Source organism: Microvirga vignae (assembly GCF_001017175.1).
GTDB classification, from domain to species: Bacteria; Pseudomonadota; Alphaproteobacteria; order Rhizobiales; family Beijerinckiaceae; genus Microvirga; species Microvirga vignae.
In genome coordinates, this window is sequence record NZ_LCYG01000032.1 from 111,247 (window position 1) to 134,892 (window position 23,646).

Here is a 23,646-nt window from a genome sequence, read left to right on the forward strand (position 1 = left end):
CATCAACAACGTAATAGTCAAGTATCCGGCACCTGCGTGAGCAATGTATAGATGATCAAATTTTTGCTCTTCCACGAACCTGAAGCCATCCTAATCGCTGCGAATAAGATCATATTGACCAGTTTATTCGATCTGACGGGACTTACGGTCGACACCATTCGGAAAGCTGCTGGCGATCCGAGCTTCTATACGCCCGTGCTGGATCACTCCTGGCTGATAAGACGCTGCTGACCCAGTCTACTCAGTTCTGCACCCTTCGCCTGGAGGATGTGCGTCTTGCGCGCCATCCCTCGAACATCTGGCGAGACCAGCGTTGGGCTGAGAAGCTGCGGTGCGATCAGCCCGGATACGCAAAACCTATATTCCCGTAGCGGTTGCTCAGCCCAGGGGTTAGCTCCGCATCAGATATCTTACGCGTATTAATCCGATGACCCGCACCCGCTAGTCTCCCCTACCGGGCTCACGCGTGAGCCTGTCACATTAACGGGCGGACGGTGAGGGATGCGAGGTCAGGCTGATCTTTTCTCGGACTACGATGCACCGATCCAGAGGCCGGCGGACGAGATCGTCTTCAAGGCCAAGCACCGAAGCGAACCATTCAAAGCTCACGATGATGAGTTGGCCGCCCGAATACTGGAGGCCACAGGCGACTATCGCGCCCTCTGCCGGCTGCAGCCCGCTATGTTGCGATTTCGCGCGCACCTCGTCAGGGGGAGAAGATCGCCGGCGAGAGCTTGGCCCGGATCAAGGCATCCCTCAGTGATATGCACCAAAGGGTATGATTGCTCAGCCGATGAGCGCTACCGCCGGCCCACAGCCCGAACCCGCTCGCGGTAGGCGGTGTAGAGGCCGCTGGCCGCAATGATGCCGGCCCCTGTGATGGTCCAGGCGTCAGGCAGCGCACCGAAGACCGCAAACCCGAGCGCTCCGGCCCAGATCAGCTGCGCATAGGAGAACGGCGCCATCAGGGATGCACTGGCATGGCGGTAGGCCAGCACGACCAGCCCGTGGCCAGCCGTGGAGAACGTACCCATCACCAGCGCCAGCCCGAGTTCAGACCATGACGGCGTGACCCACACGAACGGCACGACGGCACTGAGCAGGCCCAGCCCGACCAGCGCCGAGTAAGCGAGGGTGGTCGTCGGCCGGTCGGACCCGCTGATCAGCTTTGTGACGATCGCTGCGCCTGCCCAGCAGGCAGCGCCCAGCAGCGGTAGCAGCGAGGCCATCTGGAATGCCCCGGTGCCGGGACGGATGATCACCAGGACACCCGCAAGGCCAACGAGAGCCGCCGTCCAGCGCCGCCAGCCGACTTCTTCCTTCAGGAACAGAACCGCGAGGGCCGTGATCAGGACGGGGGAGATGAAGAAGATGGCGGTCGCGTCGGCCACCGGCAGCACCGGCAGCGCCATGTAGAAGAACAGGGCCGAGCCGACCATGCCGAGGCCGCGCAGCACCTGCAGGCCGGGCCGGTGCGAGTGCAGCCCTGCCCGGCCGGAACTGCGCCAGACCAGCGGCAGCAGGATGAGGCAGAAGACGGCGTAGCGCAGCCACGCCACCTCGATGGCCGGCAACGAACGCGTCAGCGCCTTTCCGGCAATATCCCCGCACGAGAAGAGGACGGTCGAGGCCAGGATCAGCCCGATGCCGCGCAGCGGGATTTGCGCGGGAAGGGCTAAGCGAGAGGGCGCCAACTCGGGCAAAGCCGGCGCGACGACAGCAGTACTGGCCATGGGGTTCTCAGCAATCCGTCCGCTCGACGGGGCGGACTCGTCTCACAATTGCCTGCTCTATCAGCCAGAGTTTGGCTGCCATGAGAAGCGCAAAGACCGCAGGCATTCTATGCGTCCTGCACATCGATTAACGATCTGTCAATGATTGTTATGCTTCCACGGCATAGTTCAATGGCGGGCTTGGCATCCGGATTACGCTGCTGAAGACCAGACGGTAGCGCCGACCGGCAAGGCCCGTCGACCAACAGAACCGGATCCACCAGATCTATGAAAAAGGCCCCGGATTTCCCGCGGCCTCCGCTTGCGTGCTGGCCACGCCAGATCCTAATCCTGATGAAAAGGACCAAACCAAGTCTTGGTCTGCGAGAACACGGCATAGTCCGCAACCGAGGTGGCCATGGTCGCCGCCTGTTGGACTGCCCCTAACCGGGTCATCACTTCTTCCGACGGGAACGGGTCAGCCTGCCGCCCGATCGCCAGCGCGCCCTCAAGGATCTCAAGATGCTCCCGGAACGAGAGACGGTATGGCATCAGCGAGTCGATATACGCCTGCCGCCTGCGTTCGACCTCTGCCGTGTCGGCACAGGCCAAGCGGGTCACGAAGGGCAGCAGCAATTGCCGCTCCTCGTCACTGGCTTCGTCGTTCAAGTGCATCGCCAAATGGCAGATCGGGCGCGAGAAGCAGCCCGGCATGTCACCGACGGTGCGCACCGGCCGGTAGGGGAAGCCGGCCGCGACCACGGCCGCTTCGTTGAGGCAGGTTCCGCCGTCCCGGCCGGGGAATACGTGCGAGCCGTGTTTCAGCTTCCAGTTCAGAATGTGGTCGAAACTGTCCATGGCGGCCATCACTGTGGCGCGCCCACTCCCGAATGGTGATCCTCCACTTGCGCGACTGTCAATCGGGAGGGGCCCGCAGCGGGCGTCGACGACAGAAAAGCCGCGGAGCCTGCAAGCGGCGATCCGAGCCGGATGAGCGAGCGGCGGCACCTGGTGAACACTCGACGTCGGCCTTATCGATCCCGCCCACCGCAGGCCTGACATCCCTTGGTTCAATTCTTCGCGTTTCAAATGAAGGGATCTGCCGACAAGAGGCGGCAGCAACTCGTAAGGGTTCTCCTCTGTCTTCGCTGTGTGAGGCAGTTACCTGGGACGCTCCTTGGCCCTCCCCGCGCACGCCCCGGCTCTCCGGTCAACTTCGGCGGCCACGTCCGACCAGAACCGGAAGCCCTGCTCGCTCCCTCTGGCGCGGCAATAGAAGGCCTGCTGGCGGGCACGGGCATAAGCGTCCCTGCCCTCGTAGGCTATAAGGCAGACAGCCTCGTACTCAACCGCCGTGAGGTTGTCACCGCCTGTCCGGCGCCAAGGAAACGAGCAAGGGATTCGCGAAAAGATCTGACAAGCCGGCGCATGACAGGAGTGAAGCAAACCTCTTCCACGGCTGGCAAGCTACCGCTCGAGTTTGCGTCCCCAGTGCGTCCCCAGTTCCAAAAACACGAAACTCCCCGATTAGGGCGCCTGCGGAAATCTTCTTAGATTTCAATGAATTGGAGTGGTGCCTAGGGGCGGAGTGCGATAAACAAGAAAAATCAGTCACTTACTCGAAAGTGGGACTCCTGCTTATCTGCGGAGACGACAAAGCTTTTTGCGCATTGTGTCCCACCCCCGAGAGACAGGACGATTCCCTTCTGACCCGCCAAATCGGGCCCGGATGAGAGCTGATCCGAGGTTCCGTGTATCGGAGACCGTTGAACGGGTCTCTGGCTGTGATGCCCTGCCTACTATTGTACCTATGACCAACTTGGCCCGCACCAGGTCGAGATCGGCATATCCGTGCCGGAGATCTGCCGCAGGATGAAAGGTTTTTAAGCCAGTCTTCTATCGGAGAAAGCAGAGGTATGGCGGTCTAATGCCGTCCGAGGTGAAGAGCTTGCGGTATGTTAAGGCGAACACTTGCCTGCTTAAGTTGGCGACGGATCCGACCCTCTATCTGGAGATACTCTTGGGGCGATCCGCCGCACCTGTCGGTGCCGTCCCCGCCATTTCCTGAAGATAGACTACCCCCGGAGAGGTATAGACATCTTTCCTCTCCACGGATGATAAGCTTGAACTTACATTGCTAACTGTCAGGCCCGCTCTCCAGCGGCTTATGCAAAAAAGGCAGGGCGTGTCACGCGTCCGGGGACAGGACGAGAGTCCTTCCCTCTGGTCGAGCGACCTTGGCGAAAGCCACCTCAATTTTCACCAATCGGAAACTCACGCGCGCGGGAGACAATCTCCGCGACTGATTCCACATGAGGGCCTGAATGGCTGCGATATCGACGGTTCATGTGGGGCTGAAGCCCTGCCCCATTGCCAATGTTTCCAGCGGAGCGCGACGAAAGAGTCGTGAGGCCGCTCCACTGATCCGGTGCCGCAGAGATCGGCTGCCGATCTATATCTTCTGGCATATAGATCTCCAGTAAAATTCCTGACACATGAAGACTAGGTCTGATGTTCGACGTTGCCGGGGCGCCTTTTACAGCGACACTGCTCGGTTTGACCATCAGTCAGAGCAGCAACATTTCGCGCTGAGCTTCCAGAACAACCTGAAACTACATGGCGGGACTGAGCCCGCCGAGACAAAACTGGCTGCGCCGTGCGCAGCGGAGGAGACTTGATATGGCAACCACGACCACTGCCACGGACGGCAATGACAAGATGATTGGTGGCTCCGGTGCCGACAGTCTCAGCGGCGGAGCAGGCACAGACTCCTTGAATGGAGGGTCTGGCGCCGATACCCTTAATGGTGGCAGCGGACTCGACACGGTCCTCGGCGGCTCTGGAGCCGATACCCTGATCTATAAGGCATATGAAAATCAGTGGCTCATCGATGGAGAGGTTTATACCGGCAATGACCAGACATTCACTTTGACCTCGACCGGTACAATCGCCTGGGACCAACCTTCAAGCGGCACGACAGTCGGTGCTACGAGCTTTTCCGGTTACGACGTCTACGATGGTGGGAATGGTGCTGTCGGCTCGGGCTCGTCCAAGGTCAATACTACGCTGGATGCTGATACGCTGGAGATTTGGCTCAGTGCCCAGCAACTAAGTGATCCGGCCGTTCAAGCGGAGATCGCGTATTACAAGAACCAGTGGGTTCCGGCGCACCTTAATGCTCAAACCGGGCAAGCAGACCAAGCAGTTTATACGTTTAAAACTTTGAACCTTCAGGTCTCCGCGATCGAGAAGGTCGTGGTCAAGGACGCGTATGGCAACGCGACTATAGCCACGAAGGGTGACGATACCACCGCCGTCGAGGCTGGGGACGATGTCTCAGGCAGTGGCCCATCGACAGGCAATGTCCTTGCCAACGACTTCGATTTTGATTCATCGGCAAAGATGGCTGTCTCGGCAGCCGGCGCGGGCAATGCTGCGACATCTCAGGTCACTGCAGGCTCCTCTGTTACGCTCGTAGGAAATTACGGAACGCTCGTTATCAAGTCTGATGGGAGCTACACCTATACACTCAACAATACGACCGGCAGCGCTGCCGATCACCTAGCGCAGGGCGAGAGCGCCAGTGACGTTTTCACCTATGTGGTGAGTGACGATAAAGGAGCGAGCGGCCAGGCGCGCCTGACGGTGACGGTCACGGGCACCAATGACGCCCCGGTGATCGCGACGGCAGCGGGTCAGGCTCAGGGTGCAGTAAGCGAGGCTGGAAACCTCGACGACGGCACCATGGTGATTGGAACGGCGACGGCCTCTGGCCAGCTGAGCTCGTCGGATGTGGATCACAACGCGACGGCGACCTGGAGCGGCTCGGCGGTTGGCACCTATGGCTCGTTTGCAATCGATGCGACGGGCAAGTGGATCTACACGCTCGATAACAGCAACAACAGCGCGGCGGACCGCCTTGCCGAAGGCGAGATCAAGACCGAGATGTTCACGGCGACGGTGACGGACGATAAGGGCGCGACCGCGACCCAGGTCATCACGGTCACCGTGACGGGCACGAACGATAAGCCGGTGATCACGACGGCGACAGGCCAGAACGAAGGCGCGGTGCGTGAGGCGGGCCACAACGACGACGGGACGGTGGACGCCGGGACTCCGTCTGCCTCTGGCACGCTGACCTCGTCAGACGTCGACACCAGCGCGACGGCGACCTGGAGCGGGTCGGCAACGGGCATCTACGGCTCGTTTGCGATCGGCGCGGATGGCGAGTGGACCTACACGGTCGACGCCACGGCCGGCTCTGCGGCTGACAAGCTCGCCGAGGGTGAGACAAAAACCGAGACGTTCACGGCGACGGTGACGGACGATAAGGGCGCGACCGCGACCCAGACCGTAACGGTGACGATCACCGGCACGAACGACATTCCGAGTGTCATCACTGAGATCGCCGACGATTCCACGGAGGAGGACCAGTTTTACGAGTACAACGCATCAACGCATTTCAAAGACGTCGATGCGGGCGACGTGGTGACCTACAGCGCCACGGGTCTGCCCGATGGGCTGACGATCGACACCGCCACGGGTGTCATTTCGGGCACCCCGACCAACGCGGTCGTGGGCAACCACACGGTCGTCGTCACGGCCTCGGACGGCGAGGCTAACGCCTCGAGCGAGTTCGTGCTCACCGTCGTCAACACCAACGACGGTCCGGTGGTCACTAGTGCTACGCTGACGGTGTCGGAGGGCGGCACGGTTACGCTGGCGGCCTCGAACTTCGGGGTAATCGATCCGGACAACTCGTCCTACACCTTCACGGTGTCGAACGTGACGGGCGGCGCCTTCAAGATCGGCGGCTCCACTGTCACGAGCTTCACCTCAGCCCAACTTGCGGGGGGTCAGGTGCAGTTCGTGCACGATGGTGGGGAGACGGCTCCGACCTTCTCGGTTAAGGCCAATGACGGCACCGCCGACAGCAACGTTCTCGCCGGAACGGTGAGCTTCACGAACGTCAACGACGCGGCAGTGATCAGCGGCACGTCTACAGGAACAGTGGTCGAGGCTGGCTCATCCAACAGCGGCGGCACGCCGACAGCAACGGGTGACCTATTGGCGACGGACGTGGACAACACGAACGATGCGTTCCAAGCGGTTACCACGGCGGCGGCGAGTGCGAATGGCTACGGCACCTACACAGTGTCGGCAGCAGGCGTTTGGACCTACACGCTCAACAACAATCATTTGGCCGTCGATTCTCTCAATAATGGCCAGTCCTTGACTGATACCTTCACCGTCTACTCTCAGGACGGAACCCCGAAGATCGTGAGTGTTACGATTGAGGGCGCCAACGATACGGCGCTGCAAGTCTTCTTTACCAACCCGGCTGACGCATTGACCAATTCCGGTGGTGGCGTCGTTTCTGGAACGTACACGGGTGCAACTGCAACAGGCATAGTTACGATCCAGGTTACCTACCAGGATAATAACAATACGCCCATTACAGTATCGGCTACCGTCAATGCGAATAACGGTACCTGGTCTACGTCATCGGTACCGGCCAGTGCCAATGGGAAGCCAATTTCTGTAACCGCAACAGAGAAAAATTCTAGCGGAACGTTGATCGCTACAGCAACAGCAAGCGGAAAAGCGCCCGCAGGTGTGTCTGGTGAGCCGATCAATTTGGGGTTGACCAATCCGGGCGGCGATTTCGCACAGGTTGTAGTCACTATTGCGAACCTTCCGTCAGGATGGGCCCTGGACGGTGCAATCCAAAAGGAGGACGGTTCTTGGGTGGTGACAACGACGGATGTGTCCTCCCTCAAGGTCACTACGCCAAGCACATACGTCGGAGCCGAGGTGCTGAACGTGGCCATGAGCTGGACCAATACCGACGGCACGACCGGGACAGCTACCGTTCTGGACAACATCGAAGCGTTCGCCCCCAGCTCGCCGATCATCGCTTGGTCCGGGGACGACGTCCTGACGGGTGCGAATGGCAGTGAGGACACCTTCGTTGTGTCTCACCCGGCGAGCCAAGTCGTGATCTACGCGTTCGAGGCCCACGACAAAGTAAACCTGATAGGTTTCAATGGGGTCGCGAGCTTCGGTGACCTGACGGTCGCGGCCGATGAGAGCGGGGATGCCCTGATCCAGCTGGCTGACGGCGCAAGCATCACGATTAAGGACGTCTCCCCCGGTCAGCTCACGGATGCCAACTTCGTGTTCAATGTCGAGCCTCAGGTGGCCATCGCCGAAGGCACCACCATGTCGCTAGGCGACGGCTCCATGCTGCCGCTGAGCGGTGTGATCACGAACGCAGGCGAGCTCACCATGAACTCGACCGGCGGCGATACGCTCCTGCAGCTGATCAAGGAGGATGTCACCTTCACCGGAGGCGGCGCGATCACGCTGTCGGACTCGTCCAGCAACGTGATCCAGGGCACGGGCATGCAGATCAAGCTGACGAACGTGGACAACACGATCTCGGGCTCAGGTCAGATCGGCGCGGGCCAGATGATCCTCGACAACCAGGGCACGATCACCGCCACCGGCATGAACGCGCTCGTGATCGACACCGGCACGAACGCAGTGGTCAATTCCGGCACACTCTCCGCCACCGGCAGTGGAGGCCTGCTGGTCACCAGTGGCCTGATGAACTCCGGGACCATCTGGGCCCATGGCGGCAACGTCACCATCGCGGGTGCCGTCACCGGAGACGGTGTGTCCGTGATCGATGGCGGCGCCACCCTCGCGTTTGGGGCCGCGGCCTCGGTCAAGGTCGACATGGGCCACGGTGACGGGACATTGAAGCTCGTGGACAGCGACTCGTTTACTGGCTCCGTCACCGGCTTCGGGGCAGGCGATGCCTTCGACTTTTCGGATATCGGGGAGAACGCCACCCTGAGTTACGCCGCTCATGCGAATGGGTTCGGCGGCGTTCTCACAGTGACCGACGGAGAAGATACCGCCACCATCCGCCTCCAAGGCCAGTATGATGTGTCCCACTTCACCCTGGTTTCGGATGCTACTGGTGGCACGCTCCTGAAATACGACTGGCTCCTCGCATAAGGCCAGTCGGGTCAAACTAACTGCTCCTTGCAGCAGGCCAACAACAGCGAGGGCCCGGTATGACCGGGCCCTCGCTGTTTCTACCGCATCGTGCGGAAAAGTGGACCCGGTTTTCCACACGATGCGCTGCTCTAGAGCCGTTTCCCCTTACGTGGAATCGGCTCTCCTCATTGTTCTGCCGCATTTTCTGACGGCGAACCGGATCCACTTCGCCGGAAAATGCTCTAGCAAGATGTATTCAATGCGCTCCTTTCTTGGACTGGTGATAGCCGTCGCAATGACAACCGGAGCTTCGGCCACCGATTTTGGTACAGAACCTATCGAGCCACCAGAGTGATCATCAACGAGATCGCCTGCTATGCGCGCCGCCGTGAGGGAAAGGCGCAGTGCCCGTGTGAGATGCCGAGGCTCACGGCAACCGTGTGGCGGCCTGCGCCCCATCTATTAGGTGCAGTTGCCGTTTGGGGCAGTTGAGCGATATTGCCACCTGCCTTGATGACCCGCGAGGGCGTCTTAACGCAGAGGGGTAAAGACGCTCTGATCCCTCACTCGCGTCTCTTGTAACAACGTAGCTATATACGGGCGTTGTTCCGGACTGTCCTTCACTTTGGTGCACGAAAGCACAATCCCTCGAAGCCATAAACATTACCAAGGCTTTCGTTGAGGCGCACCAAGTGGAAGCGCAGCGCCGTGCCACGCAGGAATGCTCGCGTTTCGGGGCCCTTGAAGAGCACAATCTCGAGCTGAGCGGGCAGTTGCTGCAGCAGGCGCAGGAACTCCCGCATGACGGCGTCGCTAAAGCCGATTGCTTCGAGAAACTCAAAACTTCCATCTTGGAAGAAGCGGACCTGCGGGTGTACCGCTTTGAGCATGAGCGAGGCCCCCGCGCGCTCGCCACGGACGCGGGCTCGCCCTAGCTCGGAGAATTGGGTGTTCGGCAGGCGCGGCGAACTACCGATCTGAAATCGGATGCGACGCGCCTGCCGCTCGCAGGTGAGCATTAGGAGACCTTGACGAGAGAGCCGGCTCGACGCTTCGAACTGCTGCACATCCGTGCGCAGAAGCACGAAATCGTCCGCGAGACGCTCGAGATGCCATCCGCCCTCCCCGATTACAAAACTTTGGGCAGCCACTGGCTGCGCCAGAAGCAGGCTGAGTAGCAAGAGCACTCGTCGTTTCATCCGCCCTCCAGCTGCAGTCGAGCACGTTCATCGGATCAGGTCCGGCCAGGAGGATACCAAGCAAGCTCTTAGCAATTGTCAATGCTATATGAATAATGCAAGCCGATGTTCCGAGATGAGCGTTTGTCGGGATCGGTGTCCTTGAGCATGCCCTTCCCCGTCCTGGCGGCACGATGACGAGGATATCCTCCCGCATCAGCCAGAACCCGCCTGCTTCCAACTTTATCGCCTATCTTGATACGAGACTTCCCCCACGCGCCCGCCGGACCCTATAGATACGCAGTTCTCCGTCCTCTTGCACAAGGTCGAGCCATTCAGGAATTTCACCATTCGCAAGCAAGGTCGGGAGATTGTTAGCCTCCTGTACTTTTTGGGGCACGCACATCGCCAGATACTGAACACCCAGCTCACCTATACGCCGGTAAGCTGCGGCGGGCGTACCTTCCATGATTTCATGGAAGGCGATGAACCCCTCCGTCATCTGGTGGTAGGGAGCAACAACGATACTGTGCGGCGTGTTTGCGAGAATTGCCGAGCCAAGATTGAGGTGAGCAAAGACGAGTCCGGGCTCCAGGCCAGCAAGCGCCCGCACGTCGGTTTGAGGGCTGCACGACCGCGATACAGACCGAGGTGTCTCCAGGCTCGCAACAAGCACTGCGGGGAGAAGGCTAGAAGCCAATAGTACGGCAACGATGCTCGGCACGAGTGCGCGATCACGAATCCAGCGGACCTGAGCAGCGGCGCCTGCTATGGCCGGAACTGCAAACCAGACCGCATACGACGACATGCGGACGTGCAAAACTCCGAGAGTTGTCGTCACAAGGGCAAAGGTCAGAATGATCACCCATTGCGGCTGTGCCCTTCGTTCAGCATTCCAAAGCATCATGACAAGTGTCGCCAGCCCAAAAAATGGGGTCCAGTAGGCGGTTACCTCCAACCAGCTAAATTTCAGAATTGTCCAGAACGGCTTCATCTCCTCTACGTGATCGAGAAAAAGCGGCCATAACCGTGGATCGACATCCGCAAGAGGCCCCCGCACGCAATTCGGCCGCAATATGAGAAAGCACGCCGTCGCGAGCCCGGCGGCACCTGCGAGCGCAAGAAGCCGATTTGAGCGTGCGTGGCTCAGTCGTGCTGAAAAACTTGCTAGGAGGATCCAAATGCCTCCTGCGAGAACGGCCGCGACCACATTCCAGGCAAGCGCATCGCATGCGGTTCCGAGCCAGTGTGCGGGGGCGGTCTGGGCTACGTGCATCCCGACGGCAGACACGCACAACGCCAAGACATAGGACCGTAAATGCTGTTGCCGGCCTGGAACGATCACCCACCAGATACCCATTGCGGCTGCGGTGAGGAGCGCAAAGGGAAGCGCCTCGAATCCGATGCCTAGAACAGCTCCACTAGCGAGGCCGGCTCCAGCAGCAGCCCACCGACCTCGATCGCTAAAGATCAAGCATGCCGTGGCGATCAAAGTTAAAGCAATTTGAACATTGTGGTGATCAATTCGCCCGGGAATGAATTGGACGAAGTTGGGCGGGTTTAAAAACAGCAAAAGCAGCGCAACGATGACAGCCGCACTACCGCCGAGTCGCCGCGCCATCGACAGAACGGCGATGACTGCAGGAACAAGCCAAAGCAGAGGCCAGGCAAAGCGAGCTGCAGCCTCAGCACCGGCAGGCGACATCATCGTGCGAAACATCAGAATCAGCGCCGCGATGCCGCCGTCGACCAGACGGGACCAATGAATATCAAGGCCGTGAGGCGGCAATGCTCTTGGTACAATGTTCTCGAACCAAGGCTGCCCGGCAAGCAATTGGCGGACAAGGACGATTCGGAGGGCGTCATCGGTGTCGAGGAATGATTCGTAGAGCTGTGCCGATGGGAATTTGATAGCCGCCGTGAGTGTTACAAGGACGAGAGACGCAAGGAGGATCGATCGTCTTCCCTCAAGAGCAGGTCCACGAAGATTAAAGGTCAGCATTGTACGCACCAGCGTGAAATGTGCATACCGACGCTCCGTTCTCCGCAAAGGCTCATGCTACGGACTTTCCGTTGTGTTGACTGATTTAACCAGTTGAACAGTGACAAGGCAAGTATAGGCATGCTCGATAATTGTGTTCTGACAACAACGGAAATTCCATTCGGCCGGAATTGCATAGAAGTGTCCACGGGTATTTCGAATACTGTCCTTATCCTCTACTGATGCGCAAATGCTCCAAGCCAGCTATCGCGTTCACGTTGACGGCATGGCGAGGCGTTTCGGCGTGGGCCAAGGAGCGCAACGTCTAGACCGCGTTTCATCAACTGTAATCGGTAGCCGCTGGCGCATGACCATCGTCTCCATCGAGCTTGCGGACGACTCGGGACGTGGCTTGACGAGCGTCACTGAGACAGAATCGAGGCATTGCAGGGGAAGGTTGTATCCGTTGCCATTCTCTCGGCAGCCAACGTGAATCCGCGACCGGCCAACCCATTCGGAATGATAGCCCCTCAGCTGGCAGGCAGGAAGCCCACCGCCTTAGCTCTGTGTGCAAAGTGCCATCAATGCTTCCAGCGTTCGAAGTCGATCGGCTTTGAGGCATCAAAAATTTTGAATGCCAGGTTTCATGCAGCAATCCTCCGGATCGGTCGACAGCGCCGCAGAATTCACGCCTGCGGCGCCGGAGAGCGCCAAAGCTCACTGTCAGGTCACGCTCTCCAGCCCTCGAGGAAACCGCGATGAATATATTTTTTATTCTGAAATGCAGCCTGAATTATAGGTTAGGCGGAGCAAGTCTCGTCAGAGCAACATTGTTGTTGATCGTAGGATCGTTAGGATTTATCGAGCGGGCTCTCCGGAAGTACCGTTCAGCCTGCGCTCTATCCCCTCTTAGGAGATAGGAGTATCCTCGATTATTGAGAACCTGTGGGGTCTGTCCCTTGATCTTGACTGCTTGCCCGTAGGCCCGGTCAGCAAGATCGAAGCGACCGAGTTGGTCATAGCTTGCGGCAAGCCCGAGCCAGCCATCCCCATTCCCCGGCTCTGCCTCGACCGCGCTCTGGAAATAGCGTTCAGCCAACGCATAGTTCCCGCGGGCGAACTGCTCCCGGCCGACGCGTTCGGGCTGGTCCGTGGCGACAAACGCCTCTTCCATAGCTGTCCCGTTCAAAGAGACGCTTCCCCCTGAGCCGTCAGTAGACTGACAGCCAGCCAGCAATGCTACAGACAGCACTGCAACCAGTTTACTTGAACGATGCATTGCCCCCGCCATTAGAACTTATCTGCAACCTGAAGAAGCCTTATTATCACAGGCGTCATAATGATTATCATAATTACGGGGAAGATAAAGAGTCCCAAAGGCAACACGAGCTTCACAGGAAGAGCATAGGCCTTCTGCTCGGCGCGGGACATCCGCTTGTCCCGCATTTCCTCACTGTAAGTGGTTAACGCTTGGGAAATGTCCGTCCCGAGCTCGAGCGATTGCTGCAACAGAGTTACAAACGAACGGGCCTCGTCCAAGTTCAAGCGACCGGCGAAGCCATGGAGTGCCTCGATCGTTCCACGCCCGGCCCGAGTTTCCCCCGCCATCAGCGCGAGATTCGCCCTAAGCTCAGGCTGCTTTGAGCCAAGTTCGGTCGTAACGCGTTCCAACGCGGCCTCGAGGCTCAGGCCGGCATCGACGCAAACCACCAGCAAATCCAGGAAGTCGGGAAATGTCAGACGGTACCGTTCCTGAAGTATTCTCTGGCGACGGTCGATATATGCCTTCGGCAGGTAATAGGCGAGAACAAAGGCGCCGGCAAGAACACCGAATTTTTCCAACGGCGCCCATTGGCTGAGCGTGCTGAACGTTGCAAGATACAATGTGGCAGGAAAGGCAATGACGATCAGCAACCGGGAGATGGTGAAGATCGCTACCGCGTCCTGAGAAAAATACCCTGCCTTGATAAGTTCGATCCGTAGCCTTCTCTGCTCCTCGACATCGACGCCGATCTTGCTCGGCTCCAGTTTCGCCTGAATGGTCCTGCCGAGAGAACTGGGAGGTGGGGCGGTTCCTGCCGCGCCTACTCCAACGGCTCCGAAGCGCTGACGGAGCCTGCCCCGGCGCAGCACGATTGTGGCGCTACCAAAGGATAGCAGCGTAACACAGGCGAAGATGAGGCCTAGGATCGTCCAATAAAGGAGCGTTTGGTTGGACATTGCCGCCTCAGAACTTGAAGTTCACCATTTTGTACATAATGAAGTTGCCGACGGTCAGGAGCAGGGCTCCTGTGAGCGCAGCGAGGGTCAAGTACGGGCTTCCCCAGACATCGCCGTAATATTTCGGATTGATCATGTTGATGATGCCAAACATCACGAAAGGGAAAAGGGAAAGGACCAGGGCACTGAACCGCCCTTCGGAAGACAAGGCCTTGATTTTCCGTTTCATCCGGAATCGCTCACGGAGCATTTTTGCCAAGCGGGCCAATATGTCTCCCAGGTTACCGCCAGTCTGATACGAGACCGCGATCGAGGTCACCAGGAACCCAAGATCTTCGTACCCGACACGACGATAGAGATTGCCGAGAGCGTCACGAACATCACGGCCATACGTTACCTCGTCAAAGACAAGCGCGAACTCGCTCCCAGCTGGATCAGGCATCTCTCTTGCAACAAGCGACAGCGAAACAGGCAACGGATGCCCGGCGCGCAAGCTCCGCACGATGACATCGATGATGTCAGGGAGTTGCTCGGCGAAGCGCCCGATGCGTCGGGTCCGCATGAAGAGCAGGAAGCCAATGATGGACAGAGCCGCCGCTGCACCGCTCAGGACCACTCCGAGAGGCTGCCACAGCAAGAACTGGACCATCAGATACAGTCCCACCCAAAGTATGACGAATGCCACTCCGATCTGAGCCAGACGTTGGCTCATCCCGGATTGCAGCAGGAGCAGTTGAAATCTACCTGAAGGCTCCGAGGTCAACCAATTTCCCAGCGTTCTCTGCTTCGCCACCTCTAGCAAACGCTCCTCGTGCCGTGGCCTCGAGTCACTCAAGGCTGAGAAGCGATGACTGGCGCGCCGACGCGTCATCAGGAAACCGGACCCAAATGCATAGGCAAACTGCACGAGCAGGAAGCCCGCCGCGAATATCAAGAAGTAGATCAGCCAGGGCTCAACCATCGTCATGCCTCACAGAGCGACACTGGGATCAAAATAATTACCCGGCAACTCAATCCCGTGTGATCGCAGTTCATGGAGGAACTTGGGACGCACGCCCGAAGCCCGGAACGAACCATTGATGTTGCCTTGCTCGTCCACACCTTCCCGGACGAAGCGGAAGATCTCCTGCATCTGGATGACATCGCCCTCCATTCCGGTGATTTCCGTGACGCTCATCAGGCGCCGCTTGCCATCACTCAGGCGCTGCAGTTGAACGATCAGCTGAATGGCGGATGCAATCTGACCACGAACCGCACTGGGTGACATTGGCATGCCGGCCATGCCGACCATCTGCTCCATGCGGCGAACGGCATCGCGCGGGGTGTTTGCGTGAATGGTCGTCATGGATCCTTCATGGCCGGTGTTCATGGCCTGGAGCATGTCGAATGCTTCCTCACCGCGACACTCGCCGAGAATGATCCGGTCGGGTCTCATACGGAGCGCATTCTTCACAAGTTCACGCTGCCTGATTTCACCGCGGCCCTCTGCGTTGGGCGGACGTGTCTCCAGGCGTCCAACATGCGGCTGCTGCAGTTGCAGTTCCGCCGCATCCTCGATTGTTAGAAGGCGCTCCTTCGGGGAGATAAAGCTGGATAAAGCATTCAGCATCGTCGTTTTTCCGGAGCCTGTTCCGCCGGACACGATAATCGAAATTCTGCCTTGGACCGCAGCCTTCAGCAGTTCGGCAATTGGAGGCTTGAGTGCCCCAATATCGACCAGACGGTCCATTGAAAAGGGGCGCTTCGAGAACTTGCGGATGGAGACGAGCGGACCATCGACAGCGATCGGTCGCACCGCGGCGTTGACGCGGGATCCGTCGGGCAGGCGCGCGTCGACCATGGGCGAGGACTCATCCACACGCCGGCCCACAAACGCGACGATCTTGTTGACGATGCGCAAGAGGTGAGCCTCGTCCTTGAAGCGGACCGGCGTGGCTTCGAGCTGACCGTAGCGTTCCACATAGACAGAGGCATGCGTATTGATCAGGATATCGTTGACCGTTGGATCCTTGAGAAGCGGCTCGATCGGGCCAAGGCCGAGCATCTCGTCCAAGACCTCTTCTGTAAAAGCCTCAAGCTCCTTCTGGTTCAGCGCGATACGCTCGCTCAGAACATAGTCGCTGACGAAGCGCTTGACCTGTCTTGCTAGTTCTTCAGGAGCCACCTTGTCCAGGAGAGCGAGGTTGAACTCGTCGATGATCCTCCCGTGCAGCTTGACCTTCTGGTCGATCAGAGCTGGCTTGGATGCAACGAGCTCTTCATAGAGCTTGTTTTCCGTGCTGGGCTGCGGCTGCTTCTCCGGCTCGACGAGCTTTACCTGCGTCGCAGTCTGCCGCCACCTGTCCGAGATGCTGATACGCATTGCTGTCCCCCTAGAAACTCTTGCCTTTCACCGGCTTAGGACGCCTTCAATGAATGAGTCTGTATGGACTCGATCCAGCTGCCTATGCGCCGGATGTTCTTTCCAATCGAGCTGCGCGGTGAAGTCTGCATCATGGGGCGACCTGTATTTGCAGCTTCAGTCACTGCGTCCGTATCCCGCCGCACGAAGAAGACTTGCCGCCCAGCAAAGGTTCTCTCGATCTCGGACTTACGGTCGATGCGCCCCAGGAAGTTGGTCTGGCAACCATTGATGACGATGGCCGCACGGTCTGGCCCAATCGACAGCTCGTCTAAGTGTTTCTGCTTGTTCGCGATCTGCCTGATGGAAGGCACTGTCCCCTCGCCTGTCACGATGACTGCACTCGCCCCCTGCAACACATTGTCGAACCAGGGATGCCAGTAATTGGGTAGATCCAGCAGAACATAGGTATATTTTTTGCTGATCTCGTCCAGCAGAGCAAAGATTACCTCCGCCTGCATATCGTGGCTGAGCGCAAGCCGGGGCGGGCATGAAAAGATATCAACCTGGGTGGAGTGCTTGTTCGACAAGATCTCGACGAGCTGAGCGTCGAGGCGTTCCGGCCTGTCAATAAACTCGGCAATGTCGAAACGCGGCTCAAGATCAACGTAATCGGCGAGCGTGCTGCTTTGAAAGTTGAGATCGAGAACGGCCACCCGCGCATCCCGCTTTTGGGTAGAGGCCAGATAGACGCCCGTCTCGAGCGCGAGGGTCGTATTCCCGACACCTCCCTTGGCCGGCAAGAAACTGATGATCGTCGCGCTATCGGTTGCGGATCCCGTTTGCGTCCCCCCTGCTCCGTGGAACACGTCCTTGATTTCTTGCAATAGGTTGTCCCACTTGATCCATTCACCCGCATTTGTCCGAACAAGGCGTTTATAGGCATCCGCCGACATGGTGTCGGTGATATAGACGACAAAGGCATTCTGGCTTTCCGCCTCCGCGAAGCGGATTGCCGCATCGGCGAGCGACGCGTCGCCGGCCTCGTTCGGCACGAAGACGAAGCTCTTCCCCTTGCCGTAGTCCGGATGCTTGCGCACCTCATTAAGAGACTGCGCCACGTTGGCTCTACGGCCAAGTCCCGCCAGTTGCTTGACCAGGAGATCGTCTTGTGAGGCGCTCGAATTCGGTTGGATCACGAAGGTGGGCACAGAGTCGACCTTGGTAGTGAGATTCTGACGATGAGGTAAAAGCTGGTACGTCAAGTCTTGTCCTCCGGGTTGGATTCATTCGCCGCATTCATCGTCCGCCGGCGGGCAGCCAACTCTGCGGGAGAACCGGTACGCAGTCGCTTGGCGGGTATAAGGCCAATGTTCAGGGCCTACCGCGTTTCGCTCATGACCGTGTACTCGTCCCGTTTCAACGCACCTCTGATGACATTGACGATCACCCGATCATCCCGCTTCGCCAGCGTGGTAATGGGTGCCGGAGGCGGAGCTGAGGCCGCTTTGCGCATTTCCTCCAGCTGCGCCTCCAGCTTTGCGAACCGATCGTCGTTTTCGTCAGTCTTCTTGGCTTCGATAGCCTCAGAGAGGCCCAAATCGGACAAGGTCACGCGGCGCGCATCGGCGCTTTCACCTTCGCCTGCTTGGCGCAGGACCAAGGAAAGCTTTCCTACACCTTGAGCGAGAATGACCTTCTGCGACTGTTGCAGATTGAGTTCCAAGGTCACTGCCTTGGCAAGGGTCGGCTTGTCGGTCCGCTCGTTGGCGACCTGATCGATGCCCAAGACCTTCACATTCTGCAGAAGCACATCGGCAACGGCTCCGCCGGCACCAGCACCTCCGCGCTCTTCACGAGTCAGAACCACGTCGACGCGGTCGCCGGGGAGGATGAAACCGGCGACGCCACGGACTTCATCCACGTTCACGGACACCGCGCGCATGCCCTCGTCGATCAGAGTGGAAAGGGTCGCCCTCTGGTTCGGCCCAGTCACTTTGGACGCCAGGATCGGCTCATTCTTCTGCATCGACACCAACGTGAGGCGACGCCCGTCCTTCAGCAGGTCCGTGATTGTCGCGAACGATCCCTCAAGGGGAATACCAGGCCACTCGATCTCGCGCAGGTTGTCTGGGGTCAGGTTCGCGCCGAATTCGAGCGGCTGCCGCGCAACGACGATCGTGCCAGTCTTCTGCGGCGCTGGCGGCGTTGCCAATCCTAAGAGGAACTCTCTTGAAAGGAAGGCTGCGAGCCCTCCGAAAATGATAGCGACCAAAAGCGCGATTGCACTGCTTGCTCTCATTGTCCCGCCCCCATTGAAGATGCCTACACCGGACGAGCCTCATGCTTTCCGAATGCCAGTTACTCCCTCCGGCCAGGGATGCTCCTGCATCAATTGACCCAGCCGAAACTTGAAGACACGAAGCGCGCTCGAAAGCAGGCGCGCTTCGCGATGTCAGATATCCGTGCCCGGAGTAGTAGTCCTAGTTGAAGGCAGCACCATTCATGTTGGTATTGAGGCGGGTCCAAGCATTGGTAACCTTGCCGCCGACAGTACCGATCAGAAGGATCACTGCAGCCGAGATAAGGCCGATGAGCACGCTGTACTCGACCAAGGACGCACCCTCTTCATCGCGAGCGAAGCGCTTCAGGAACTGAGACATGTTTGATATTCCCCTTGTGAAGACAGAAAGTACTGCCTGAGATATAGCTGGGGATCTTCATGCACATACTGCCGCCCCCCAGTACGAATATTCAAAGTTCAGAAACTATTCACAGTCAACGAAGCATTTCACGCTCATCATGTCTCTGATGGGGTAGCCATTATTCAAGTCTTTCATCTCTTATTTGGTACTCACGGCAATTAAGCCCCTTAACTATCCTCTTAGGGTTACTTCCTTTGAGTATCGCAAAACCTGATGCCCACTGACCGGTCCATAAGCAGGACGACTGAAGTATGGGAAGCGAATGCATCGGCTTGTTCGACAGCGAAAAGGCCCGCCCATTTGCTTCCAACGCCATTGTGACGAACCTCATACTGCGCATCGTCGCGCCCAAGGCTGTTCGTTGCTGTTGGCCAGTTCAAGCTGACGATGGCCCGTTTTTAGCGCAATGTGCGTTGTCGCGTGACAAATGCTGCCCTTGTGCATGCTTTGATTTACTGCCTATACTTGGAGCTGCACTTCACAATTGCCGCGCTGGATCTGAATGCTTTCAAAAATTACATCACTTCACCAAGTTCAGGCTTTGGCAGTCGTCATGCCGATCCTCGTGCTTGTCGTCATTGACGACCTTCGCAACTTTCGCATTCGCAACCACGTGGTGCTCGCTCTGCTGGCCCTGTTCGGCGTTTTCTACTTGGTAAACGGAGACCTGGACGCGTTCACATCGCACCTGCTCTTCGGTCTCGCGATGTTCGGTCTTTGCCTCGTGATGTACAGGTTCGGCATGATGGGCGGCGGGGACGTCAAGCTCCTCGCAGTCGCCTTTCTCTGGATGGGCATCGAGAACGCGACAGTCTTCGCGATGCTGCTCGGCATGCTCGCAATGGGCTACGCAACGGGAGCCAGTTTTCATTTGCTCCCATACCGTACCGACAATGGCCGTGTTAAGGTGCCCTATGGGCCGACGATTTCACTGGCTTGGGTTGGGGCTTCGCTCGCAAGCATCATTCTTTGAAATGCGAGCTGCGGGTCAAACCGCTTGGCACCCATGTTCCGATCTGCCGCGGCCATCTGACTGCGGCTCTCCAATAGCTCTGCACCATGGACCGGCGGACCGGCAGCAATGGGCCACCTTGCGCGACCCTATGCCGATGGGCGGGATGATCGCGGATCAGAAGATATGTCTCGGGCAGGCAGAGACGAGCGCCTCATCCAACACAAGTTCTGTTGAACGCCCTAAAGCGAATTTGGGATCAGTGTAGGGCATAGCCAGCGTGCCTGAACCAGCCTCTGGCATTCTGGGCGGTGATGGTGTCGAGGGCTGGTTTGAGTTCGGCTTCCAGGATCTCCAGGCTGCGGGCGGCTTTCGCCTTGAGCCGCGTTTTCGTCTTGGCCCAGGCGTGCTCGATCGGATTGAACTCGGGCGAATAGCGCGGCAGATACATGAGCCCAATTCCGGCCTTGGCGAGAAGCTCCCCCACTTCCGTGGCGCGATGCGGGCGCAGGTTGTCCATCACCAGGATGGCATCCGGCCTAGTGGTTTTGAGAGCTGGCACCAATACCTGCTCGAGATAGGCCAGCAGCACCGGCGTGGAGGTGGACTCTTCGATGCTCATCGTGGCGACCAGACCGTCACACCCGAGTGCCCCTAACACCGTCAGCCGCTGCCACGAGCCGAGTGGGACAGTCCCGTACGCCCGCTGGCCGCGCGGGGCCTGTGCATGCGTGTGCGCCATCTTGGTTGTCACCCCGCTCTCGTCGAGAAAGACCAACCACCGAGCGGGAATCTGCGTCATCTGCTGGCGAAAGGCCTCGCGTTCACTCACGATCCCGGGCCGATCCTGCTCGGCCGCCCAACGCGTCTTTTTTGGGGCGCAGCTTGAGGCGCTTGAGCGCCTCGCAGATCACCGCCAGACATATCGTCACATCGGTTCTCTCGGCCAGGCGCTCGGCGTACTCACGCAGCATCGCATCATTGTCCTCAATCACCAGCTGGCGCAGCACCTGAAGGGCGCTCGCATCCAGCCGAGGCGGCACGCCACCACTGTGCGACTTGGATTGGCGCCGGCCTTCTTCGCGCGCCTGACGGCGCCAGTTCGACACGGTGGCGGGGCAGACTTGGAAGCGGCGGGCAATCTCGACTTGGCTGCCACCGCCCCGCTCACAGGCAACGAGAACGCGTTCAGGCAGATCGGCGGAATAGGGCTGGGGCATGCTGACCTTCTGTGCCGCATGCCCGATCAACGCACAGCCCATCCCAACGGATTCAAGCCCGGGTCAAAGCGCTTTAACATTGAGAGCCCGAACCGCCTCCTTCAGCAGATGCACCTCCGCCTGCCCCGCCGTTGACGTTGACCGTCACCCCACTGCTGCCGCCGCCAGAGGACTCGTCTTTCGGCCCGAGTTGGTAGCAGCGAACCGCGCGAGCCATCCGTTCACCACTGAACGCAATGTCCTTGTTGGCCGAATGAACCGGCCACGGATCAGTGACATGCGTGACGACATTGGTCTGAACGGCATTTCCTGCGCTGAATGCGATCGTGTTCTTGCGGTCCATGTATTCCGAACATGCGGTCAGGCTGCTCGTCGAGAGGGCTACAGCTAGTGCCGTCCGCCCCATCACTGCATAAGCGATCATCGTTCAATCCCTTGCTTTGCGGGCCTGTTGTACGCCGTTGGCATCACCACCATCGGAGCGCGTTCGCGCTAGTTCTTCGCCCTCACGACATTGGGCTTCGTGCTCGCGGATCTGACGGCCGCGACAGGCACAACATCCGGAGAAGTCAGAATATGGCCGTATGGTCCCTTGATCTTCTCACGGTTCGCCAAGATCCACTCCTGCGTCGGGGAAGCGGCGGACGGATCACCCGGCTTCTCGACCTCGAGCTTGCCTGTGAGGAACAGGTCGGCATCGTTGGCCGGCAGCGTCGTATCGAGCGGCGTCGCCACGAGATCCCCAGGCTTGCCGGGCTTCACGAGATGCGGCGTCACGATGACGACGAGTTCCGTCTCACGCGACTGGAACTCCGTGCTGCGGAACAGCGCACCGAGAACGGGGATGGACCCTAACCAGGGAAGCTGCTCGAGATTTCGCTCGGTGGTGTTCTGAAGCAGTCCTGCCATCGCAAAGCTCTGCCCGTCCCGCAGTTCAACGGATGTTCTCGCACTCCGGACTGATATTCCCGGTATCGAAATCCCGCTCGACCGTACCGCTATCGATTCATCGATATCACTGACCTCGGGAGCGAGATCCAGGTTGATCAGGCCGTTGGACAGGACGGTCGGAGTGAAGTTCAGCCTGACACCGAAGGGCTCCATTTGCACCGTGATGGTTGGGATGCCTGCCTGAGTTGTCGAGGCGACCGGAATCGGGATCTTACCGCCGGCATGAAAAGTCGCAGTGCCGCCGGACATGGCCACGAGATTTGGCTCAGCGAGGCGCCGGACGAGCCCCTTTGCCTCTAATGCATCGATATGAACGTCCAGCATGCGTGAGTTGTTGGCAAACCGGGACAGAACATGCGCGAATGGCACCGAGCCGCTCAGCAAAGTAGGAAGCAGATTTCCCTCAGTGTCGCGTCCGCCCTGCCCAATAAAAGCATCGGTCCGGCGCCCGAGATAATCATACCTGATACCAAGCTCCCGGCCCGCACTCCGGTTCACCTCGATGAAGCGCACCTTCAGCATCACCTGCTGCGGCGAGGCAACGCGCGTCGCGTTGACGACACCTCCGGGGGCGAGGGCCTTGGCGATTTCGACCGCCTTGTCGACGGTTACCGCATCGGCCGCCGTTCCCTCCAGGACGAGCTGGTCGCCGTTGCTGCGAACCTGAATGCCGGTAGTGCCTGCACCGGCCGAGATCTTCTCCGAAACGCTTCCGATATCGGGCCCGACCTCGACGTCGACCACGCCGATCACCCGCCTCGAGTTGTCGAGGATCGAGACGTTCGTCGTGCCGGTCTTCTTCCCCAGGATATAGAGAGTCTGGTCGCTCAACGGGATCACGTCAGCGATCTCCGCAGACCCGACCAGAACATCAGTAAAAGGATAATCGAGGCGAAGCGCCTGGGATTTGTTGTTCGCGAGCCGAACGCGGAGGAGCTTTGCGCGCGGGGCCGCATCCTGGGACTGGGCCTGGGCGGGAGCCATGAAGCCGAATTCCAACGGCGCCGAGACCAGAACCCCAAACGCAGCAATGCTGGTAATTACCTGCCTTAGCCCTATCCGCCTGGCCATCGCCCCTCGCCAACACTATCCGCCATTTCGCTTACTTAACTGAATAAATGTCAAACCTCGTAGCGGCAAGCTTAAGAACTGGACTTGGTAAAGACAGACGCATGAAGTGAAGCAGTGAGGCGAAAATGACACAGCCGCCACGTCGACTAAGCAGAGAACCCCTCACCTTTGAAGGATAGCCATCGCTCATCGTTGGCCACAATATTTACGAAGCCAAATCTATATAGTTCCAAAATAATATGCCTTGATTGCTACTTTCGGATAATCAGTTTAGCGACTACTGTATAATACATAATGAAACACCTAC

General features: G+C 58.7%; 18 protein-coding genes. 3 read left to right on the forward strand and 15 right to left on the reverse strand.

The genetic code is table 11. The features are described 5' to 3' along the window. Positions 1–51 precede the first annotated feature (51 nt). Positions 52–231 carry a DUF3572 family protein gene (locus tag AA309_RS37675; RefSeq protein ID WP_047189443.1) on the forward strand — a complete coding sequence of 60 codons (180 nt, stop codon included), beginning with the start codon at positions 52–54 and terminating at the stop codon, positions 229–231. A 569-nt stretch (positions 232–800) separates the two neighbouring features. Here AA309_RS37675 and AA309_RS13070 read toward each other — a convergent pair. Together AA309_RS13070 and AA309_RS13075 are read right to left on the reverse strand one after the other, a co-directional pair. Beyond that, positions 801–1,733 carry a DMT family transporter gene (locus tag AA309_RS13070; protein ID WP_047189444.1) on the reverse strand — a complete coding sequence of 311 codons (933 nt, stop codon included), beginning with the start codon at positions 1,731–1,733 and terminating at the stop codon, positions 801–803. A gap of 324 nt (positions 1,734–2,057) precedes the next feature. Then, positions 2,058–2,570: a hypothetical protein gene (locus AA309_RS13075; RefSeq protein ID WP_047189608.1), complete on the reverse strand. Its 513-nt coding sequence runs from the start codon at positions 2,568–2,570 to the stop codon at positions 2,058–2,060. A 1,821-nt stretch (positions 2,571–4,391) separates the two neighbouring features. Here AA309_RS13075 and AA309_RS13085 point away from each other — a divergent pair. After that, positions 4,392–8,738: a beta strand repeat-containing protein gene (locus AA309_RS13085; RefSeq protein WP_047189446.1), complete on the forward strand. Its 4,347-nt coding sequence runs from the start codon at positions 4,392–4,394 to the stop codon at positions 8,736–8,738. A gap of 602 nt (positions 8,739–9,340) precedes the next feature. Here AA309_RS13085 and AA309_RS13090 read toward each other — a convergent pair. From AA309_RS13090 to AA309_RS13130, 9 genes are all read right to left on the reverse strand, one after another. Next, on the reverse strand, positions 9,341–9,919 hold the full coding sequence (locus AA309_RS13090; RefSeq protein WP_150117537.1) for a hypothetical protein: 579 nt from the start codon (positions 9,917–9,919) through the stop codon (positions 9,341–9,343). Between the two features lie 229 nt (positions 9,920–10,148). Continuing rightward, positions 10,149–11,900 (reverse strand): hypothetical protein, encoded by a 1,752-nt coding sequence (locus tag AA309_RS13095; protein ID WP_047189448.1) that lies wholly within the window; start codon positions 11,898–11,900, stop codon positions 10,149–10,151. A gap of 772 nt (positions 11,901–12,672) precedes the next feature. Then, positions 12,673–13,068 carry a tetratricopeptide repeat protein gene (locus AA309_RS13100; protein ID WP_244470342.1) on the reverse strand — a complete coding sequence of 132 codons (396 nt, stop codon included), beginning with the start codon at positions 13,066–13,068 and terminating at the stop codon, positions 12,673–12,675. Positions 13,069–13,169: 101 nt separating this feature from the next. Further along, a complete protein-coding gene (locus tag AA309_RS13105) occupies positions 13,170–14,099 on the reverse strand; it encodes a type II secretion system F family protein (RefSeq protein WP_052954687.1) in 930 nt (309 codons plus the stop codon). A gap of 7 nt (positions 14,100–14,106) precedes the next feature. Next, entirely contained in the window at positions 14,107–14,748 is a 642-nt protein-coding gene (locus AA309_RS13110; RefSeq protein WP_160310455.1) for a type II secretion system F family protein, read from the reverse strand. A gap of 321 nt (positions 14,749–15,069) precedes the next feature. Then, positions 15,070–16,461: a TadA family conjugal transfer-associated ATPase gene (locus AA309_RS13115; RefSeq protein ID WP_047189451.1), complete on the reverse strand. Its 1,392-nt coding sequence runs from the start codon at positions 16,459–16,461 to the stop codon at positions 15,070–15,072. A gap of 35 nt (positions 16,462–16,496) precedes the next feature. Next, entirely contained in the window at positions 16,497–17,705 is a 1,209-nt protein-coding gene (locus AA309_RS13120) for a CpaE/TadZ family protein (RefSeq protein WP_047189452.1), read from the reverse strand. A gap of 116 nt (positions 17,706–17,821) precedes the next feature. After that, positions 17,822–18,742, reverse strand: a complete 921-nt coding sequence (cpaB, locus tag AA309_RS13125) for a Flp pilus assembly protein CpaB (protein ID WP_084731197.1) — start codon at positions 18,740–18,742, stop codon at positions 17,822–17,824. 181 nt (positions 18,743–18,923) lie between these two features. Continuing rightward, positions 18,924–19,103: a Flp family type IVb pilin gene (locus AA309_RS13130; RefSeq protein WP_047189453.1), complete on the reverse strand. Its 180-nt coding sequence runs from the start codon at positions 19,101–19,103 to the stop codon at positions 18,924–18,926. A gap of 544 nt (positions 19,104–19,647) precedes the next feature. On the opposite strand from AA309_RS13130, the gene AA309_RS31985 reads away from it, so the two are divergent. Beyond that, positions 19,648–20,118: an A24 family peptidase gene (locus tag AA309_RS31985; protein ID WP_084731198.1), complete on the forward strand. Its 471-nt coding sequence runs from the start codon at positions 19,648–19,650 to the stop codon at positions 20,116–20,118. 238 nt (positions 20,119–20,356) lie between these two features. Here the strand turns inward: AA309_RS31985 and AA309_RS13140 are convergent, their stop codons facing one another. The 4 genes from AA309_RS13140 to AA309_RS13155 all read right to left on the reverse strand — a co-directional run bounded on the left by AA309_RS13140 (position 20,357) and on the right by AA309_RS13155 (position 23,339). Then, a complete protein-coding gene (locus tag AA309_RS13140) occupies positions 20,357–20,929 on the reverse strand; it encodes an IS630 family transposase (RefSeq protein WP_244470343.1) in 573 nt (190 codons plus the stop codon). Continuing rightward, positions 20,922–21,317 carry a helix-turn-helix domain-containing protein gene (locus tag AA309_RS13145; RefSeq protein ID WP_160310456.1) on the reverse strand — a complete coding sequence of 132 codons (396 nt, stop codon included), beginning with the start codon at positions 21,315–21,317 and terminating at the stop codon, positions 20,922–20,924. Before AA309_RS13145 ends, AA309_RS13140 begins: the two co-directional genes overlap by 8 nt. A gap of 73 nt (positions 21,318–21,390) precedes the next feature. Further along, positions 21,391–21,741, reverse strand: coding sequence for a hypothetical protein (locus tag AA309_RS13150; RefSeq protein ID WP_150117539.1), 351 nt, complete (start codon positions 21,739–21,741; stop codon positions 21,391–21,393). A gap of 68 nt (positions 21,742–21,809) precedes the next feature. Continuing rightward, on the reverse strand, positions 21,810–23,339 hold the full coding sequence (locus tag AA309_RS13155) for a type II and III secretion system protein family protein (protein WP_047189456.1): 1,530 nt from the start codon (positions 23,337–23,339) through the stop codon (positions 21,810–21,812). Positions 23,340–23,646 lie beyond the last annotated feature (307 nt).

What these genes read in the sequence shown, in the direction of transcription:
- AA309_RS37675 (WP_047189443.1), top strand. Translation starts at nt 52, where the DNA reads ATGATCAAATTTTTGCTCTTCCACGAACCTGAAGCCATCCTAATCGCT.
- AA309_RS13070 (WP_047189444.1), bottom strand. Translation starts at nt 1,733, where the DNA reads ATGGCCAGTACTGCTGTCGTCGCGCCGGCTTTGCCCGAGTTGGCGCCC.
- AA309_RS13075 (WP_047189608.1), bottom strand. Translation starts at nt 2,570, where the DNA reads ATGGACAGTTTCGACCACATTCTGAACTGGAAGCTGAAACACGGCTCG.
- AA309_RS13085 (WP_047189446.1), top strand. Translation starts at nt 4,392, where the DNA reads ATGGCAACCACGACCACTGCCACGGACGGCAATGACAAGATGATTGGT.
- AA309_RS13090 (WP_150117537.1), bottom strand. Translation starts at nt 9,919, where the DNA reads ATGAAACGACGAGTGCTCTTGCTACTCAGCCTGCTTCTGGCGCAGCCA.
- AA309_RS13095 (WP_047189448.1), bottom strand. Translation starts at nt 11,900, where the DNA reads ATGCTGACCTTTAATCTTCGTGGACCTGCTCTTGAGGGAAGACGATCG.
- AA309_RS13105 (WP_052954687.1), bottom strand. Translation starts at nt 14,099, where the DNA reads ATGTCCAACCAAACGCTCCTTTATTGGACGATCCTAGGCCTCATCTTC.
- AA309_RS13110 (WP_160310455.1), bottom strand. Translation starts at nt 14,748, where the DNA reads ATGGTCCAGTTCTTGCTGTGGCAGCCTCTCGGAGTGGTCCTGAGCGGT.
- AA309_RS13115 (WP_047189451.1), bottom strand. Translation starts at nt 16,461, where the DNA reads ATGCGTATCAGCATCTCGGACAGGTGGCGGCAGACTGCGACGCAGGTA.
- cpaB (WP_084731197.1), bottom strand. Translation starts at nt 18,742, where the DNA reads ATGAGAGCAAGCAGTGCAATCGCGCTTTTGGTCGCTATCATTTTCGGA.
- AA309_RS13130 (WP_047189453.1), bottom strand. Translation starts at nt 19,103, where the DNA reads ATGTCTCAGTTCCTGAAGCGCTTCGCTCGCGATGAAGAGGGTGCGTCC.
- AA309_RS31985 (WP_084731198.1), top strand. Translation starts at nt 19,648, where the DNA reads ATGCTTTCAAAAATTACATCACTTCACCAAGTTCAGGCTTTGGCAGTC.
- AA309_RS13145 (WP_160310456.1), bottom strand. Translation starts at nt 21,317, where the DNA reads ATGCCCCAGCCCTATTCCGCCGATCTGCCTGAACGCGTTCTCGTTGCC.
- AA309_RS13150 (WP_150117539.1), bottom strand. Translation starts at nt 21,741, where the DNA reads ATGATCGCTTATGCAGTGATGGGGCGGACGGCACTAGCTGTAGCCCTC.
- AA309_RS13155 (WP_047189456.1), bottom strand. Translation starts at nt 23,339, where the DNA reads ATGGCCAGGCGGATAGGGCTAAGGCAGGTAATTACCAGCATTGCTGCG.